We start from the raw sequence: 16,055 nt of genomic DNA, 5'->3' as shown, positions 1-16,055 counted from the left end.
ACCAAGCACAGGATGGTTTTACGACTGCTTCGCACTCGAGCGGGAGCAAGCTCCCTCGCCACAGGTGATGTGCGTCTCTTTGTTGCCCTTACTGTTTCTCATCCGCAGGTGTATCGTATTCGCCTTTTGCGGGCACCGGCCTGCCGCTGATACGTGAGGTTGTTGAGTTCATGTCCTTTACCCGTCGACAAATACTGGGTGGTCTGGCCGGTTTGGCAGTGGTGGGCGTCGGGGCCGGTGGTGCATCGCGTTACTGGCTGGGGAAAATGGCCGACGCCAGTGCGGGTCACGACTACGAACTGATCGCCGCGCCGCTGGATGTCGAGCTGGTGCCGGGGCACAAAACCGAGGCCTGGGCCTTTGGTCCGTCGGCGCCGGGGACGGAACTGCGGGTACGTCAGGGCGAATGGCTGCGGGTGCGCTTCATCAACCATCTGCCGGTGCCTACGACCATTCACTGGCACGGCATCCGTTTGCCGCTGGAGATGGACGGCGTGCCGTACGTCTCGCAATTGCCGGTGCTGCCGGGCGAGTATTTTGACTACAAATTCCGCGTACCGGACGCTGGCAGCTACTGGTATCACCCGCACGTCAACAGCAGCGAAGAGCTGGGGCGCGGGCTGGTCGGGCCGCTGATCATCGAAGAACGCGAGCCCACCGGTTTCCACTATGAGAAGACCCTCAGCCTGAAAAGCTGGCACGTCGATGACGAGGGCGCTTTCGTGCCATTCAGCATCCCGCGTGAAGCGGCGCGCGGCGGCACGGCCGGGCGTCTGGCGACCATCAATGGCGTGCCACTGCCGGTGATTGAGTTGCCGGCCGGGCAGATCACTCGGGTGCGCCTGCTGAATCTCGACAACACCCTGACTTACCGCCTCAACATTCCGGGCGTCGAAGCACAGATCTACGCGCTCGACGGCAACCCGATCGAGCCGCGTCCACTGGGTAAGGAATACTGGCTGGGCCCCGGCATGCGGATTTGCCTGGCGATCAAGGCCCCGGCGGCGGGTGAAGAATTGTCGCTGCGTAACGGGCCGGTGCGCATTGGCACGTTGCGTTCGGTGGCCAACACTGACGCGCCAACCCAGTGGCCACCGGCGCTGCCGGCCAACCCGATTTCCGAGCCGGACCTGGCCAATGCCGAGAAGCTCAATTTCAATTTCGAGTGGGTTGGATCGGTGTCGGTGAATGTCGATAATGGCAAGCCGCCGAGCCTCTGGCAGATCAATGGCAAGGCCTGGGACATCACCGACAAAACCTGCGCCGACCGCCCGATTGCTACTCTGAAGAAAGGCAAAAGCTACATTTTCGAATTGAAGAACATGACCCAGTACCAGCACCCGGTTCACTTGCACGGCATGAGCTTCAAGGTCATTGCCTCGAACCGCAAAAAGATCATCCCGTATTTCACCGACACCTACCTGCTGGGCAAGAACGAGCGCGCCCAGGTGGCGCTGGTAGCGGATAACCCCGGAGTATGGATGTTCCACTGCCATGTGATCGATCACATGGAAACCGGCCTGATGGCCGCCATCGAGGTGGCCTGATGCGTCAGATACGCCCGGCGAAGATCATCGACCGTAGCCGCGATCAGGACTTCATGCGTGAGGCCCTGGCGCTGGCCGCGCAAGGTGCCGCCCTCGGTGAAGTGCCGGTGGGTGCGGTGCTGGTGCAGGACGGTGAAATCATCGGTCGCGGCTTCAATTGCCCGATCAGCGGCAGCGACCCCAGCGCCCACGCCGAGATGGTCGCGATCCGCGCTGCGGCGCAGGCCGTGAGCAACTATCGCCTGCCGGGCAGCACGCTGTATGTCACGCTGGAGCCGTGCAGCATGTGCGCCGGTTTGATCGTGCATTCACGGATTGCGCGGGTGGTTTATGGGGCGCTGGAGCCCAAGGCCGGGATCGTGCAAAGCCAGGGGCAGTTCTTCACCCAGGGCTTTCTCAACCACCGGGTGCTGGTCGAAGGCGGGGTCTTGGCCGAAGAGTGCGGCACGGTGCTAAGCGAGTTCTTCAAGGCCCGACGCGCCAAACCAGCAGAATAAACACCCAACCAATGTGGGAGCGGGCTTTTGTGGCGAGGGAGCTTGCTCCCGCGGGCCGGTCCGCGCTCGGGCGAAGCGGCCCTAAAAACAGTCAATGCGTTTTTAGCTGGATAGACCCTTTGCGAGTGCTATGCACTCGAGCGGGAGCAAGCTCCCTCGCCACAGGTGTGCTGCGTTATTTTTTGGCGACGATCACCGCGCGCATCGGCGCTGGCAGACCTTCAATCGTTTTGCTGTGATCGTCCGGATCGAGGAAGTCGCTCAGCGACTGATACTTCATCCACTCGGTCCCGCGTTGTTCTTCAACCGTGGTCACGCTGACGTCCACGCAGCGCACATCGCTGAATCCGGCGCGGCGTAGCCAGAGCATCAGCGCCGGCACCGACGGCAGGAACCAGACGTTGCGCATCTGCGCATAGCGGTCTTCCGGTACCAGCACCTGCTGCTCGTCACCTTCGATCACCAGCGTTTCCAGCACCAGCTCACCGCCCTTGACCAGGCAATCCTTCAGCGCCAGCAAATGCTCGATTGGCGAGCGGCGATGGTAGAACACGCCCATGGAAAACACGGTGTCGAAGCCTTCCAGATTCGGTGGCAGGTCTTCAAAAGGAAACGGCAGGTGCCAGGCGTTGGGCTCGGACAGGTAACGCTGCACTGCCTGGAACTGGCAGAAAAACAGCCAGTTCGGATCGACGCCGATCACGCTGTCGGCACCCGCGCCGAGCATGCGCCACATGTAGTAGCCGTTGCCGCAGCCGACATCGAGGATGCGTTTACCTTTGAGGTCGAGGTGCGGGGCGACCCGCGACCACTTCCAGTCCGAGCGCCATTCGGTATCGACGTGCACGCCGAACAGATCGAACGGGCCTTTGCGCCAAGGCGACAAGCCCATCAATGCGGTACGCATTTGCGCGCGGGTTTCATCGTCGCAGTCAGTGTCGAGTGTCAGGCCGTTCAGCAGATCGACTTCACTCGGCTGGAGCTTCGGCAAGGCGTCCAGCGCGCTCTGCCAGCGCTCGAGGTCGCCGTGACCTTTTTCCATTTTCACGTCGAGTTGCGCTTGCAGGGTGTTGGCCCAACCGGCCAGTGGCGTACCGGCCAGACGGCGGGCGAGGGGAGACAGATCAATCATGGCAAGGCAATCAACGAGGCAAAGTTAAGACACTGGAACCACGGCACGACTTTCGAGAACCCGGCGGCCAGCAGGCGTTCGCGGTGTTCCTGGAGGCTGTCGGGCTTCATGACGTTTTCGATGGCGCTGCGCTTCTGGGCGATTTCCAGTTCGCTGTAGCCGTTGGCGCGTTTGAAGGCGATGTGCAGGTCGGTGAGCAGTGCGTGCTCTTGCGCGTCTTCGAAACGCAGCTTCTCCGACAGAATCAGTGCACCGCCCGGCAACAGCGACTGCCGGATGCGTGCGAGCAGTGCCAGGCGTTGGTCCGGGGCGATGAATTGCAGGGTGAAGTTAAGTGCTACCACCGAGGCCGGTTTGAACTCCAGCGCGAGAATGTCGCCTTCGATCACTTCAACCGGCAGCAGCTCCTGGAACATCGAGTCCTGGCCGTTGAGGTATTCGCGGCAACGCTCGACCATCGCCGCCGAGTTATCCACCGCGATCACCCGGCAACCGTCGGTGCGCACGTGACGGCGCAGGGCCTGGGTCACAGCGCCGAGGGAAGAGCCCAGGTCGTAGAGCACGCTACCCGGTTGGGCGAACTGCGCCGCGAGCACGCCGAGGTTTTCGACAATGGTCGGGTAACCCGGCACCGAGCGCTTGATCATGTCCGGGAACACCCGCACCACGTCCTCGTTAAAGGCGAAGTCAGGCACCTGGGCCAAAGGCTGGGCGAAAAGGCGATCGGATTCTTTGCTCACGGCGGTTCCAGCGGCGGATGTGGAAAAGGCCGGCATTTTAGCCAACTTGGCGCGTGGATGCGCGGGTTGTCTGATAAACCGCCTGGTTCACGCAATCTGTGCGGCGAGCGGGCTGTTGTGGCGAGGGGGCTTGCCCCCGTTCGAGTGCATAGCACTCGCAAAGGGTCTATCCAGCTAAAAACGCATTGACTGTTTTTAGGGCCGCTACGCGCCCCAACGGGGGCAAGCCCCCTCGCCACAGGGTTCAGCGCGGTGTTTGGGGGAACGCCGACGCGGTAATCCCCCATTGCCCCAGCCAGTAGCTGAGGATGATCACGTAGGGCGCAGCCTCGAACGGCACGACAAAACGGCTGATGCCGATCACGCTGTCGGAGAACACAAACGCCAGCGCGCCAGCGGCGGCCAACAGTGCCGAACGCTTGGGCACGTCGCTGCCCAAACGGGCCAGGGCACGCCAAAGCATGGCGCTGATGGCCACGCCGTAGACGATCACCGGAACCAGCAACGGCCCCAAGCCATGGCTGATCAGAATCCCCAACAGCACGGCACCGACGCCTAGCGCGAAGATCAGCGGCACCAGCGCCAGGCGTCGGCAATCACTCAAATAGGCTTTCAAGTACACCAGGTGCGCCACCAGAAACGCGCCGAGGCCAAACACGAACAAATCCCCCGGCCACGCCAGCAGCACATCGCCAAGTACGGAAAACATCAGGCCAAGGCTGATCCAGCGCCGATAGTCGCTGGGCGGCGCGTCGTGCAGCCAGCCGAGCAGCGCCAACACCGGCAACGGTTTGACCACTAGGCACAGCAACGCGGCGTGCACGCTCACTCCGTAGAGAAACGTTACCGCGCCCATCAGCGCCAGAATCAGCCAGCCCATGATCAGTTAACCGAAATCGCGCAGTCGAAGGTTTGCGCGGGTTCGACTTCCGGTTCCCACGGCTGTTGATAAGTCAGGCGCAAACGCCCGTTGCCTGCGGCGAAGGCTTGAAAGCGCCAGGTCGATTGCCCGCCACTGCCCACCAACCCGGTGTTCTCCGGGTTGCTGTAAACCTCGGGGCTGATCGCCCGCAGCACACCGCCAGCCGAATCCTGGATCGCCCAGCGATAACCGGTGGTCGGGTTGCTTGGCAGGGTCAGGATCAGGTGTTGCCCGTTGTTCAGTTGCACCGGGCATTCGCTTTGTTTTTCCACCGTCACGTTGTGTTTCGGTTGAGTGGCGCAGGCGGCCAGCAGGGCGAGGCTCAGGGGCAGAAGCAGACGGGTAGGGGACATTGGATCGGGAACTCCGGTAATCACGACGAACGGCGAGCATAACCGAAGATGAATCAAAGTGTGACGGTCCCGACCGGGACGGCCGAAGGTTTGGCGTCGTGAGTGCTGACGCCATCGCGGGCAAGCCTTGCTCCTACAGATTGTGCGGACCGTAGGAGCAAGGCTTGCCCGCGATGGCGATGGTAATGGCGCTACATCACTGTCAGAACAATACCTTCGCCACATCCGCAAAGTGCATGGCTGTTTTTCAGAGGAGAGTTGGTGTCACTCAACTGTTACGAGCAAGTCGTCACTCCACCGCGAAGTATGCTCTTTAAATATTTGCCTGCATTTGAGTACATAGGGACCGGGCATCAGAGACCATTTTGGGGTTGCCTCCCACCATCCCGCTCCATCGGTGTTAGTTGTGGTGTGATAAGTGAGGGCAGGAGGGGTAGTTTTTGTCAGTTCAATTTCAATATTGGTGTTTATGTAAAGACCTGTGCCTTTAATCATTTGTTCGTGCTGATGCAGTGAATCTCCAGCGATGGGCTTAGTAATGACCGGCAGCGCGAGCAATTTCGTGAAGAAAACCTTTTCGCTTGGCTCCGACATTTCGGGTGGCCAATATTGTTCCTGCTTGGCACGAAACCAGAGCTCTCTAGGGATCTCGGCGCCCTTATCGATGACAGGGTATTGCCAGTGTCCATCCGACTTCACCTCCGTCTTTTTTATCCATGGACTCTCATGCCCGTCGAGGAAGTTTGATTCCATTAAAATTGCAGCACCTGCTTTGCCCGTCCCCTCCAGTATCAGCGTATCAATCTTGTCTCCTTCTTTTGGGTTCAAGATAACGGGAGGGGTTAATGCAATGATTTTCTCTTCCATGATTGCTCACTCTTGAATGCGGGGGTGAGCAACCGTTTTATCAGCCCAGAAGGTAAGCGCCACCTGTTAGAAATACCAGTTCCGACAGGTGGCGTTAATGAACAGTGCATCAGGTGTCAGAACAACACCTTCGCCACATCCGCAAAGCGCTTGGCGAAGTGCACGGTGATCCCTTCCTTCAGGTAATCCGGCAGTTCTTCGAAACTGCCACGATTGGAATCCGGCAGGATCAGTTCGAAGATCTTCTGGCGGCGCGCCGCGATCACCTTCTCGCGGACCCCGCCAATCGGCAGCACATGCCCGGTCAGCGTCAGTTCACCGGTCATGGCCACGCCTTTTTTCGGCGGCTGGTTGCGCGCCAGTGAGAGCAGGGCGCTGGCCATGGTTACGCCGGCGCTTGGGCCATCTTTCGGTGTTGCACCTTCTGGCACGTGGAGGTGGATGAAGGCTTCGTCGAAGAACTTCGCGTCGCCACCGAACTGCTTGAGGTGCGAGCTGACGTAGCTGTAGGCGATCTCGGCCGATTCCTTCATCACATCGCCCAGTTGCCCGGTGAGCTTGAAGCCGCGGTTGAGGGTGTGAATGCGCGTGGCTTCGATCGGCAAGGTTGCGCCGCCCATGCTGGTCCAGGCCAGGCCGGTGATGACCCCGGTGCCGGACAGCACTTGTTCGTTGCGAAACACCGGCATGCCGAGTGAGGCTTCGAGGTCTTTGGGGCCGATCTTGATCACAGCTTTCGGTTCGTCGATCAGCTTCACCACCGCTTTGCGCACCAGTTTGCCCAGTTGTTTTTCCAACTGGCGTACCCCGGCTTCGCGGGCGTAACCGTCGATCAGGGCTTTCAGCGCGCTGTCGCTGATGGACAGGCTGGTTTTCGACACCCCGGCTTTCTCAAGCTGTTTTGGCCACAGGTGACGCTTGGCAATGGCGACCTTTTCTTCGGTGATGTAACCCGACAGGCGAATCACTTCCATCCGGTCGAGCAACGGACCTGGAATCGAGTCCAGGGTGTTGGCGGTGCAGACGAACAGCACTTTCGACAGGTCCAGGCGCAGGTCCAGGTAATGGTCGAGGAATTCGACGTTCTGTTCCGGGTCCAGGGTTTCCAGCAGCGCCGAGGCCGGGTCGCCCTGGAAGCTTTGGCCCATCTTGTCGATTTCGTCGAGCATGATCACCGGGTTCATCACTTCAACGTCTTTCAACGCCTGGACCAGTTTGCCCGGCAGCGCGCCGATGTAGGTGCGGCGGTGGCCCTTGATCTCGGCTTCGTCGCGCATACCGCCGACGCTGAAGCGATAGAACGGTCGCCCCAGCGACTCGGCGATGGATTTGCCGACGCTGGTCTTGCCCACGCCCGGCGGGCCGACCAACAGCACGATGGAGCCGGCGATCTCACCTTTGTAGGCGCCGACTGCAAGGAATTCGAGGATCCGGTCCTTGATGTCGTCGAGCCCGGCGTGGTGCTGGTCGAGGACTTTGCGCGCGTGCTTGAGGTCGAGTTTGTCCTCGCCATAAACGCCCCACGGCACCGCTGTCGCCCACTCCAGGTAGTTGCGGGTGACGGAGTATTCCGGCGAGCCGGTTTCGAGGATCGACAGCTTGTTCATTTCCTCTTCGATGCGTTTCTGTGCCTGTGGCGGCAGGACCTTGCCCACCAGCCGCTGCTCGAACTGCTCGACGTCGGCGCTGCGGTCGTCCTTGGTCAGCCCCAGTTCCTGCTGGATGACCTTGAGTTGTTCCTTGAGGAAAAACTCGCGCTGGTGCTCGCCGATCTTGCGGTTCACTTCGGCAGAGATTTCTTTCTGCAAGCGCGCGACTTCGACTTCCTTGCGCAGCATCGGCAGGACTTTTTCCATGCGCTTGAGCATTGGCACGCAGTCGAGCACTTCTTGCAGCTCGCTGCCGGTGGCCGAGGTCAGGGCGGCGGCGAAGTCGGTCAGCGGCGACGGATCGTTGGGGCTGAAGCGGTTGAGGTAGTTTTTCAGCTCTTCGCTGTACAGCGGGTTGAGCGGCAGCAGTTCCTTGATCGCGTTGATCAGCGCCATGCCGTAGGCCTTGACCTCATCGGTCGGCTCGCTTGGCTGGTGCGGGTATTCGACTTCCACCAGGTACGGTGGGCGATGGTGTTTGAGCCAGGTCTTGAGGCGTACGCGGGTCAGGCCCTGGGCGACGAATTGCAGTTTGCCGTTTTCGCGGCTGGCGTGATGGATCTTCACCAGGGTGCCGTAAAGCGGCAGGGCGGAGGTGTCGAAGTGCCGTGGGTCTTCCTGCGGGGTGTCCATGAAGAACAGCGCGAGCGAGTGATGTTCGGATTTGGCGACCAGGTCGAGGGTTTCGGCCCAGGGTTCTTCGTTGACGATCACCGGCAGTACTTGCGCGGGGAAGAACGGGCGGTTGTGAATCGGGATGATGTAGACCTTGTCCGGCAGGTTCTGGCCGGGCAGGGCCAGGCCTTTGCCTGATGAGGTGGGGTGTTCGGCGTGTTCGGGGTCGGCGTAGTCGCTCGGGTTATCCGGGAATTCTTGCTGGTCGCTCATGGGGCACCTGCGCAATGGGGTATGAGGGATAGATGGGGCAGGTGGTGGGTGGTTTCAATGGGGGGCGGTTGTTAGCGGGTGTTTCATAGAGTGTATTCACCCAACTATTGTAGGAGCCGAGCTTGCTCGCGATGGCGGCCTGACAGCCGGCCCATCTCTTGCGGATGTACACCAATCCAATGTGGGAGCCGAGCTTGCTCGCGATGGCGGTCTGATAGCCGGCCAACCTCTTGCAGGTGTACATATCCATTCCTGCGGTAACGGCCACTTGGGGTTTCGCCTGACGGCGACTCACTTTTTTTACAAGCGCCTAAAAAAAGTAAGCAAAAAAACGCTCGCCCCAAGCGTACGGCACCTCGCCTAGGCTCGGCGTTCCCTCACTCCGGTGTCCATCAGGGGGCATCGCCTACGGTCTGCTTCGCGACGACCTCCTCTCGATGTGTCCGGCTGCGCCGTACGGCGCTGCGCGCCCACCCCCCTGATGAACACCTGCGCTCGGCCTTCCGAAGGGGCGGGTGGATCAAGATCAACAGCAAAGCACGGCGGCCTGCCGGCCGGCCTGAGTGGTAAGAGCGCGTACGGCTTGGATCTCGTTCTCACGCGTAGCAAAGGAATGCATCCTGTGACGCTCTGCGTCACGATTCGTGAGCTGAGGCAGAGCGTGGGAACGACCGCAATCATTCGCGGATGTACATCAATCAAAACGGTGGGGCGGGCCGGGCGGCCCTCCCACCGTCGGGTGTTACGGCGCTTCTGGCTGATCGAAATTATCCAGTGCCCGATTAACCAATAGTTCCCCCAACGAAATCATCTGCTGAATCGCCAGCGCCACATGTCGGCGCGTGCCTTCCAGCTCGAATGCCAAATCGCTGGCCAGTACATTGACCGAGGCGAGGGTTTCCGAGGCATGCGCCAGCAGGGTTTCGTTATCCAGATCAGGGATGACCGCGAAGATGTTGGAGGGGCGTTTGTCGGGCAGCTTGCCCTTGTCGAACGGCGGCTTGAGGTAGTGATCCAGCGCCCGTTCGGCGGCGTCGTGGAGTTTTTTCGAGTCGGTGGAGGCGTAAGGGGAAGTGCTTGGGGCTTCTGGGAAATCGGGGGTGACTTTGTGCATGGTGACGCTCCTAAGTGCGCCTAGAGTGTGCTCGGACGGTCAAACCCGGTCGCTGAATGGGCAGCGACCGCCAAAGACTAGTGATGCGGCTTCCCACCGACAACCTGAAAACCATGTCGGAAGCTTCTCTGAGTCCTACTCATGAAATAAACACACAACCTGTGGCGAGGGGGCTTGCCCCCGCTCGAGTGCGAAGCGCTCGCAAACCCAGCGAACCGGGTGTGTCTGACAAAACCCGATTGCAGGTTTTGGGGCCGCTTCGCAGCCCAGCGGGGGCAAGCCCCCTCGCCACAGTACGGTGTTGTATCAGTGATTTGTGGGCCATAAAAAAGGCGACTACCTCACGGTAGTCGCCTTTCTCTTAACTGCGGTTAACGCTTATTCCGACAGTTTGTAAGCGATCACATAGTCGCCCATTTTGGTGCCCAGCGAACCATGGCCGCCAACTACCAGCAGCACGTACTGTTTGCCGTCCTTGCCGGTGTAGGTCATCGGTGTGGCCTGGCCGCCGGCCGGCAGGCGCGACTTCCAGAGTTCCTTGCCGTTGTTGACGTCATAGGCGCGCAGATACTGGTCCAGGGTGCCGCTGAGGAAGCCGACGCCGCCGGCGGTGACGATCGAGCCGCCCATGCTTGGCACGCCGATTGGCAGGCCGATAGGCAGTGGCGAGCTGTCGCGGCTGGTGCCGTTCTTGCGTTTCCACACCACTTTGCTGGTGGTCAGGTCGATACCGGCGACGTAGCCCCAGGCCGGAGCCTGGCACGGTACGCCGAATGGCGACATGAACGGGTGCATGGTCACCGCGTATGGCGCGCCGGTGTTGGGTTGGACGCCGGAGGTCTCGCTCTCGCGCTTGCTCCCGGCAGCCACTTCAGCCTGCGGGATCAGTTTGGAGACGAATGCCATGTAGTTCGGGCTGGTGAACAGCATCTGGCGAACCGGGTCGAGCGACACGCTGCCCCAGTTGAACACACCAACGTTACCCGGATAGATCAAGCTGCCCTGCAACGACGGCGGGGTGTACTGGCCTTCGTAGCGCAGTTGCTTGAACTGGATGCGGCAGAGCATCTGGTCGAACGGGCTAGCGCCCCACATGGCCTTCTCGGTCAGATCCGGAGCGAGCAGGTTGAGGTCCGAGCGAGCCTGGGTCGGCGCGGTATGGTCGCCGGTGACTGCGCCTTGCGGCGCCGGCACTTCGCGAATCGGCACGATCGGTGTGCCGTTGCGACGGTCGAGCACATACAGGCTGCCCTGCTTGGTCGGTGCGATCAGCGCCGGCTTGATGCCGTCGGCGGTTTTCATGTCGAGCAGGGTCGGCTGGCTGCCGACGTCCATGTCCCACAGGTCGTGGTGGGTGAACTGGAAGTTCCAGCGCACTTTGCCGGTCGCCAGGTCCAGGGCCACCATGCCGGCGCTGAATTTCTCTGCGCCCGGCGTGCGGTCGGCACCCCACTGGTCAGGCATCTGGTTGCCCAGCGGCAGGTAGACCATGCCCAGTTTTTCGTCGACGCTGGCCAGCGACCACATGTTCGGCGAGTTGCGGGTGTAGGTCTTGCCCGGAGCCAAAGGCTCGGTCGCTTCAGGGTTGCCGCTGTCCCAGTTCCAGACCAGGTGACCGTCGCGGATGTCGAAGGCGCGGATTACGCCCGACGGCTCGTTGGTCGATTCGTTGTCGGTGACGTGACCGCCCATGATCACCAGATCACGGGTGATCGCTGCCGGCGAGGTCGCGTAGTAGCCACCGGGGGTGAACGGACCGATACCTTGGGTCAGGTCAACCATGCCGTGATCGCCGAAGCCTTCGCAGACTTTGCCGGTGTCGGCGTTCAGGGCGATCAGGCGAGCATCGGCGGTAGGCAGGTAGAGACGACGCGGGCAGGCTTGCGCAACCGCCTTGCCAGCTTCGGAGATGACTGCGGCCGAAGCGTTGTCAGCCTTGGCGTAGGCGTTCTCGTCGTAGTAGGAAACGCCACGGCAGGTCATGTGGGCGAAGCCCTTGAAGCCTACCGGGCTCTTGATCTGCGGGTCGAAGCGCCAGATTTCCTTGCCGGTGTCCGGGTCCAGCGCCAGCACCTTGCTGTGGGCGGTGCAGGCATAGAGCATGCCGTTGACCTTCAGCGGGGTGTTTTCGTTGGTCAGCTCCACCGGGTCATCGGCGGTCGGCAGATCGCCGGTGCGGATGCGCCAGGCTTCCTGCAGCTTGCCGACGTTGGCCGGGGTGATCTGCTTCAGCGGCGAGTAGCGGTCGCCGAATTCGGTGCGGCCATAGGCCTGCCACTCGCCTTCAGGCATTGCTGGCGCGGTGCTGGTCATGTCGGCAGTGTCGCGGCCCAACTCGCCCATGATCTCACCCGGGTGGGTGAATTGGCTGGCAACCGCGGTGGCGCCGGCCAGAACCACGGCCACGCTCAGCGCGGCAGTGCCCAGCGGAGCGGCGCCATCACGCAGCAGCGGACGGCGGAACCACGGCAACAGCAGGACTACGCCAAGGGCGAACCACAACGACAGACGTGGCACCAGTTGCCACCAGTCGAGGCCGATTTCCCACAGCGCCCACACCGTACTGGCGAACAGCACCACGGCGTACAGGCCCAGCGCCGCACGGCGGGCAGCCAGCAGCAAAATCCCGGTCAGCACCAGGCCGATCCCGGCCAGCAGGTAATACAGCGAGCCGCCGAGCATGCTCAGCTTGATCCCCCCGGCCAGCAAGGCCAGGCCCATTAGCAGAAGCACGATACCGAGCAGGCTCGGTAGCAGGCGGCTTCGACTCAAAGCACCATCAGTGCTCATAGTGTGGTTCTCCGTGACGTTTAAGTAGTCCCGCGCCTGTTCACTGTAGATGACGATCAGGTACGGGCAGGTTTCAGTAAGGGTTTTAGAACGACGATTGCACCTTGATCCCGCCGATCAGCGCGTCATCGACCTCATTCACGCCACCGGGATGGCGGATGTATTGCAGGTTCGGGCGTACGGTCAGCCAGTTGGTTACATGCACGCCGTAATAGAGTTCGGCGCTGTATTCGGTGTCTTGTGGCGGCAGGTAGGACGGGTCGTTGAAGTCGAAGACCGCGTGCGCCTGATTGATTGCCTCAGCGTTTTTGCGGAAGGCCGGGTTGACGTGGACCCGGGCCATGGCGAAGCCGATGTCGTCTTTGCTGCGGGCATCGAACAGGCCTTTGTAGACGACGCCGGCCTGGACATAGTTGTCGACGGCGTTGGTCTTTTTGTCGTGCATCGTGCCGTTGGCAAACACACTCAAGCCTCGCGAGTTATCGCTGGCGCGGCTGGTCAGTTGCTGCTGCACGCCCAGCCAGACGCCGTGCTTGCTCGATGCGCTGCGGTAGGGCTGACCACTCAGGGCGGCGGGTTGGCCGTTGCTGTCCTTGTAGACGTCGGTGGCCTTGGCGCTGCTGTAGTAGTAACCGGCGCGGTATTCGCCCGGCAGGCCATTGAGCTTCGGTGTCCACACCAGCTCCACCGGCAGCACCGTGCCTTGGGTGCCGCTGCCGCTGAGCTTGAAGCCATTGTCGCGATCCAGGTTCGACGGGTTCTGCTCGTACGCACCGATTTGGGCGTAGAGCTCGGGCGTCAGGTGATATTTGACCCGCAGCGCCCATTGGCTGACTGGCCAGTTGTACCAGATGCCACCGGCCCAGTTACCGACCTGGGAGCCGCAGAACGCCAGGTTCTGGAAGTCGCAGGGGAAGCTGTTGAAGTCTTCGCCTTCGCCAAAACGGCCGGCCTTGATGTCGAGCTTCTGATCGAAGAATTTCTGCTGATACCACATCTGCGTCAGCCGGGTGGTCTGACCACGGCCCCAGACTTCCTGGGCCGAGGTGAAGCCGCCGACACGCGGATCATTGACCCGGTCGTTGCTGATGTTGTTGCCGTTGCGTTCGGTGATGGTCAGCTGAAATTCAGCGTCGTGCCAGCCGAGGATCTTTTGCAGGTCCAGGTGCGTGCCGAGGCCGAACTGGTCGCTGTAGCGCGCGGTGCGATCATGGTCGTAGCCGCCGTGCAGGTTGCTGCCCATCTCGCCGGTGTAGTCGAGCTTGAAGTCGTAGCCTTTTTCCGCGAGTTCGGTGCGTGTGCCGTTCCAGTCGCCGAGCATCCACGGAGAGTCGCTATCGAATGCAGGGGCAGCTTGAGTGCAAGTGGCAAGGCCGAGGGCGCTGAGCCCACCGATCAGGCTTATGGCTTTTCGAGCAGCAATAGTGGGGCGGACAGCGCTGTCTCGCAAAGTCTGAATGTCAGGCATAGAGAAGGAATTCTTGGTCTTTTAGGGGAAGAGAGCTGAACGCTGCGAAGGGAAATCGGGCAGGTGAAGCGATTCAGCTTTTAGGCCTGCAAGGATAATGATCTGTAACAAAGAGAGAAAGGGCTTTTCTTGACATGGATCATTTCGGATTTGGTAACAGTGTGCGGTCATCCTTGAAAAGATCGCAGCCTGTGGCAGCTCCACATCGGAAGGTGAACACCCGCAGGCTGCGATCTTTCAGAGTTCACCTACATTTAACCGATAGCGCACAGAGTCCTTCCACCGCAGGACACCCTCGGCTAAGGTGCGCGGCTTCCTCTACTTTCTTCGTTCAAAGGCCCGGCATGACCGAACAGAACACCAACCCGCTGCACGGCGTGACCCTGGAACAGATCCTTAACACGCTGGTTCAACACTACGAATGGTCGGGGCTGGCCGAGCGCATCGACATTCGCTGCTTCAAGAGCGATCCGAGTATCAAGTCGAGCCTGACCTTCCTGCGCAAAACCCCGTGGGCCCGTGAGAAAGTCGAAAAACTCTACGTGAAGCTGATGCGCACCAAACGTCCGCTCTAAGGAATATAGATGCCCGCCGAGCCGACTCGACTGTCGCCCGTCATGAGCCGTTTTGCCCACTCGGCCGCCGTGCTGGGCTGGCTGGGATTGAGCATTCAGCTGTACCTGGTGTTTTACGGCCGCTGGAGTGTCAGCGCCAGCCAGCTGGGTGGGCTGGTGAGTTACTTCAGTTACTTTACGGTCCTGACCAATACGCTGGTGGCGACGGTGCTGACTTGCGCCGTGACTGCACGCGAGTCGAAGGGCCGTACGTTTTTTTTACAGCCGTGGGTCAGCAGCGGGATTGCCGTGAGCATTACCCTGGTCGGCCTGGCGTACAGCCTGTTGTTGCGGCATTTGTGGCATCCGCAGGGCTGGCAGTTCATTGCCGACGAGTTGTTGCATGACATCATGCCGCTGCTGTTTCTGTTCTATTGGTGGCGGTGCGTACCCAAGGGCACCTTGAGCCTTGGGCACATCGGTTTGTGGGCGATTTACCCGGTGCTGTATTTCGCTTTTACCTTGCTGCGCGGGCACTCGCTGGGGCTTTACCCGTATCCCTTTATTGATGTCGAAAAACTCGGTTATCCCCAGGTGTTCATCAATGCCAGCGGGATATTGCTGGGGTTTGTGCTGATTGCGCTGCTGGTGGTCGGGCTGGATCGCTGGCGCGGACGGTCGTAGCGATCACAAAGCACTTTTGTGGCGAGGGAGCTTGCTCCCGCTCGGCGGCGAAGCCGTCGTAAACCGGGTAATGTGGTCTGCCTGATACAACCCGATTGAATGGCTTTGGGGTCGCTTCGCGACCCAGCGGGAGCAAGCTCCCTCGCCACAGTGTTTGTCGTTTACTCTTCGTCGCTGTCGTCGAGTTTCCAGTAGCCGACGGCTTTCACCTGGTCCTGACTCAAGCCCTTCTCGTCCAGCAGCATGCACTCTGTCGCGATCCACGCATACAACTCGCCGCTCGGCATTGGCAGGTGTTTATTGCTGGGGTTTGTGCTGATTGCACTGGATCGGTGGCGCGGGACGGCAGCAGGCCGAGTGGGCATAGATTCAAAGTGAACATCAAATGTGGTGAGGGGGCTTGCCCCCGTTGGGTTGCGCAGCAGCCCTAAACCCATTAAACGCGGTGTGCCAGACAAAGCCCGATTGCAGGTTTTGGGAGTGCTACGCACTCCAACGGGGGCAAGCCCCCTCGCCACAGGTGTTTGTCATTACTCCTCGTCGCTGTCGTCGAGTTTCCAGTAGCCGACGGCTTTCACCTGGTCCTGACTCAAACCCTTCTCGTCCAGCAGCACGCGGCGGATCTGGCGTGAGGCTTTGGACTCTGTCGCGATCCACGCATACAACTCGCCGCTCGGCATTGGCAGGTGTTTATTGCTGGGGTTTGTGCTGATTGCACTGGATCGGTGGCGCGGGACCGCGGCAGGCCGAGTGGGCATAGATCCAAAGTGAACATCGATTGTGGCGAGGGAGCTTGCTCCCGCTCGGCGGCGAAGCCGTCGTAAACCGGGTAATGTGGTCTGCCTGATAC

General features: G+C 60.7%; 14 protein-coding genes and 1 pseudogene. 4 read left to right on the top strand and 11 right to left on the bottom strand.

The annotated features are described in order from the left end of the window. Positions 1 to 170 precede the first annotated feature (170 nt). Positions 171 to 1,547, top strand: a complete 1,377-nt coding sequence (locus AC1RJ3_RS11580; RefSeq protein WP_493079029.1) for a multicopper oxidase family protein — start codon at positions 171 to 173, stop codon at positions 1,545 to 1,547. After that, positions 1,547 to 2,044, top strand: coding sequence for a tRNA adenosine(34) deaminase TadA (gene tadA, locus AC1RJ3_RS11575; RefSeq protein ID WP_427533299.1), 498 nt, complete (start codon positions 1,547 to 1,549; stop codon positions 2,042 to 2,044). The genes AC1RJ3_RS11580 and tadA overlap by 1 nt, the downstream gene beginning before the upstream one ends. Before the next feature lie 175 nt (positions 2,045 to 2,219). Here tadA and cmoB read toward each other — a convergent pair whose 3' ends face one another. The 9 genes from cmoB to AC1RJ3_RS11530 all read right to left on the bottom strand — a co-directional run bounded on the left by cmoB (position 2,220) and on the right by AC1RJ3_RS11530 (position 13,967). Beyond that, complete coding sequence (gene cmoB / locus AC1RJ3_RS11570) at positions 2,220 to 3,176, bottom strand: tRNA 5-methoxyuridine(34)/uridine 5-oxyacetic acid(34) synthase CmoB (RefSeq protein WP_493079026.1); 957 nt, start codon at positions 3,174 to 3,176, stop codon at positions 2,220 to 2,222. Then, complete coding sequence (gene cmoA / locus AC1RJ3_RS11565) at positions 3,173 to 3,952, bottom strand: carboxy-S-adenosyl-L-methionine synthase CmoA (RefSeq protein WP_177474908.1); 780 nt, start codon at positions 3,950 to 3,952, stop codon at positions 3,173 to 3,175. The genes cmoB and cmoA overlap by 4 nt, the downstream gene beginning before the upstream one ends. A gap of 208 nt (positions 3,953 to 4,160) precedes the next feature. Further along, complete coding sequence (locus AC1RJ3_RS11560) at positions 4,161 to 4,796, bottom strand: lysoplasmalogenase (RefSeq protein WP_493079024.1); 636 nt, start codon at positions 4,794 to 4,796, stop codon at positions 4,161 to 4,163. 2 nt (positions 4,797 to 4,798) lie between these two features. Then, complete coding sequence (locus AC1RJ3_RS11555) at positions 4,799 to 5,191, bottom strand: protease inhibitor I42 family protein (RefSeq protein ID WP_054595832.1); 393 nt, start codon at positions 5,189 to 5,191, stop codon at positions 4,799 to 4,801. Positions 5,192 to 5,455: 264 nt separating this feature from the next. After that, complete coding sequence (locus AC1RJ3_RS11550) at positions 5,456 to 6,058, bottom strand: hypothetical protein (RefSeq protein WP_347929029.1); 603 nt, start codon at positions 6,056 to 6,058, stop codon at positions 5,456 to 5,458. A 116-nt stretch (positions 6,059 to 6,174) separates the two neighbouring features. Further along, a complete protein-coding gene (gene lon, locus AC1RJ3_RS11545; RefSeq protein WP_493079021.1) occupies positions 6,175 to 8,595 on the bottom strand; it encodes an endopeptidase La in 2,421 nt (806 codons plus the stop codon). Positions 8,596 to 9,337: 742 nt separating this feature from the next. Continuing rightward, positions 9,338 to 9,709, bottom strand: coding sequence for a DUF6124 family protein (locus tag AC1RJ3_RS11540; protein ID WP_493079019.1), 372 nt, complete (start codon positions 9,707 to 9,709; stop codon positions 9,338 to 9,340). 378 nt (positions 9,710 to 10,087) lie between these two features. Next, entirely contained in the window at positions 10,088 to 12,499 is a 2,412-nt protein-coding gene (locus tag AC1RJ3_RS11535; RefSeq protein WP_493079017.1) for a glucose/quinate/shikimate family membrane-bound PQQ-dependent dehydrogenase, read from the bottom strand. 85 nt (positions 12,500 to 12,584) lie between these two features. Then, entirely contained in the window at positions 12,585 to 13,967 is a 1,383-nt protein-coding gene (locus tag AC1RJ3_RS11530; RefSeq protein WP_493079015.1) for a carbohydrate porin, read from the bottom strand. 344 nt (positions 13,968 to 14,311) lie between these two features. Between AC1RJ3_RS11530 and AC1RJ3_RS11525 the strand changes: the two genes are divergently transcribed. Together AC1RJ3_RS11525 and AC1RJ3_RS11520 are read left to right on the top strand one after the other, a co-directional pair. Continuing rightward, the gene (locus tag AC1RJ3_RS11525; RefSeq protein WP_019693422.1) at positions 14,312 to 14,542 is read left to right on the top strand and encodes a VF530 family protein; all 231 of its coding nucleotides are present in this window, start codon (positions 14,312 to 14,314) and stop codon (positions 14,540 to 14,542) included. 9 nt (positions 14,543 to 14,551) lie between these two features. Next, on the top strand, positions 14,552 to 15,205 hold the full coding sequence (locus AC1RJ3_RS11520; RefSeq protein WP_493079013.1) for a Pr6Pr family membrane protein: 654 nt from the start codon (positions 14,552 to 14,554) through the stop codon (positions 15,203 to 15,205). A 161-nt stretch (positions 15,206 to 15,366) separates the two neighbouring features. Here the strand turns inward: AC1RJ3_RS11520 and AC1RJ3_RS11515 are convergent. Both AC1RJ3_RS11515 and AC1RJ3_RS11510 read right to left on the bottom strand, forming a co-directional pair. Then, a pseudogene (locus tag AC1RJ3_RS11515) lies at positions 15,367 to 15,504 on the bottom strand (siderophore-interacting protein); the annotation flags it as partial. A gap of 231 nt (positions 15,505 to 15,735) precedes the next feature. Continuing rightward, positions 15,736 to 16,055 (bottom strand): SIP domain-containing protein (locus AC1RJ3_RS11510; RefSeq protein ID WP_493079011.1); only part of this gene is annotated, 320 nt, incomplete at its 5' end.

The sequence above is a fragment of the Pseudomonas sp. GW822-FHT04C11 genome, assembly GCF_058800905.1.
The sequence above is the reverse complement of the archived record's forward strand: the minus strand, read 5'-3'. Positions and strand labels throughout refer to the sequence as shown.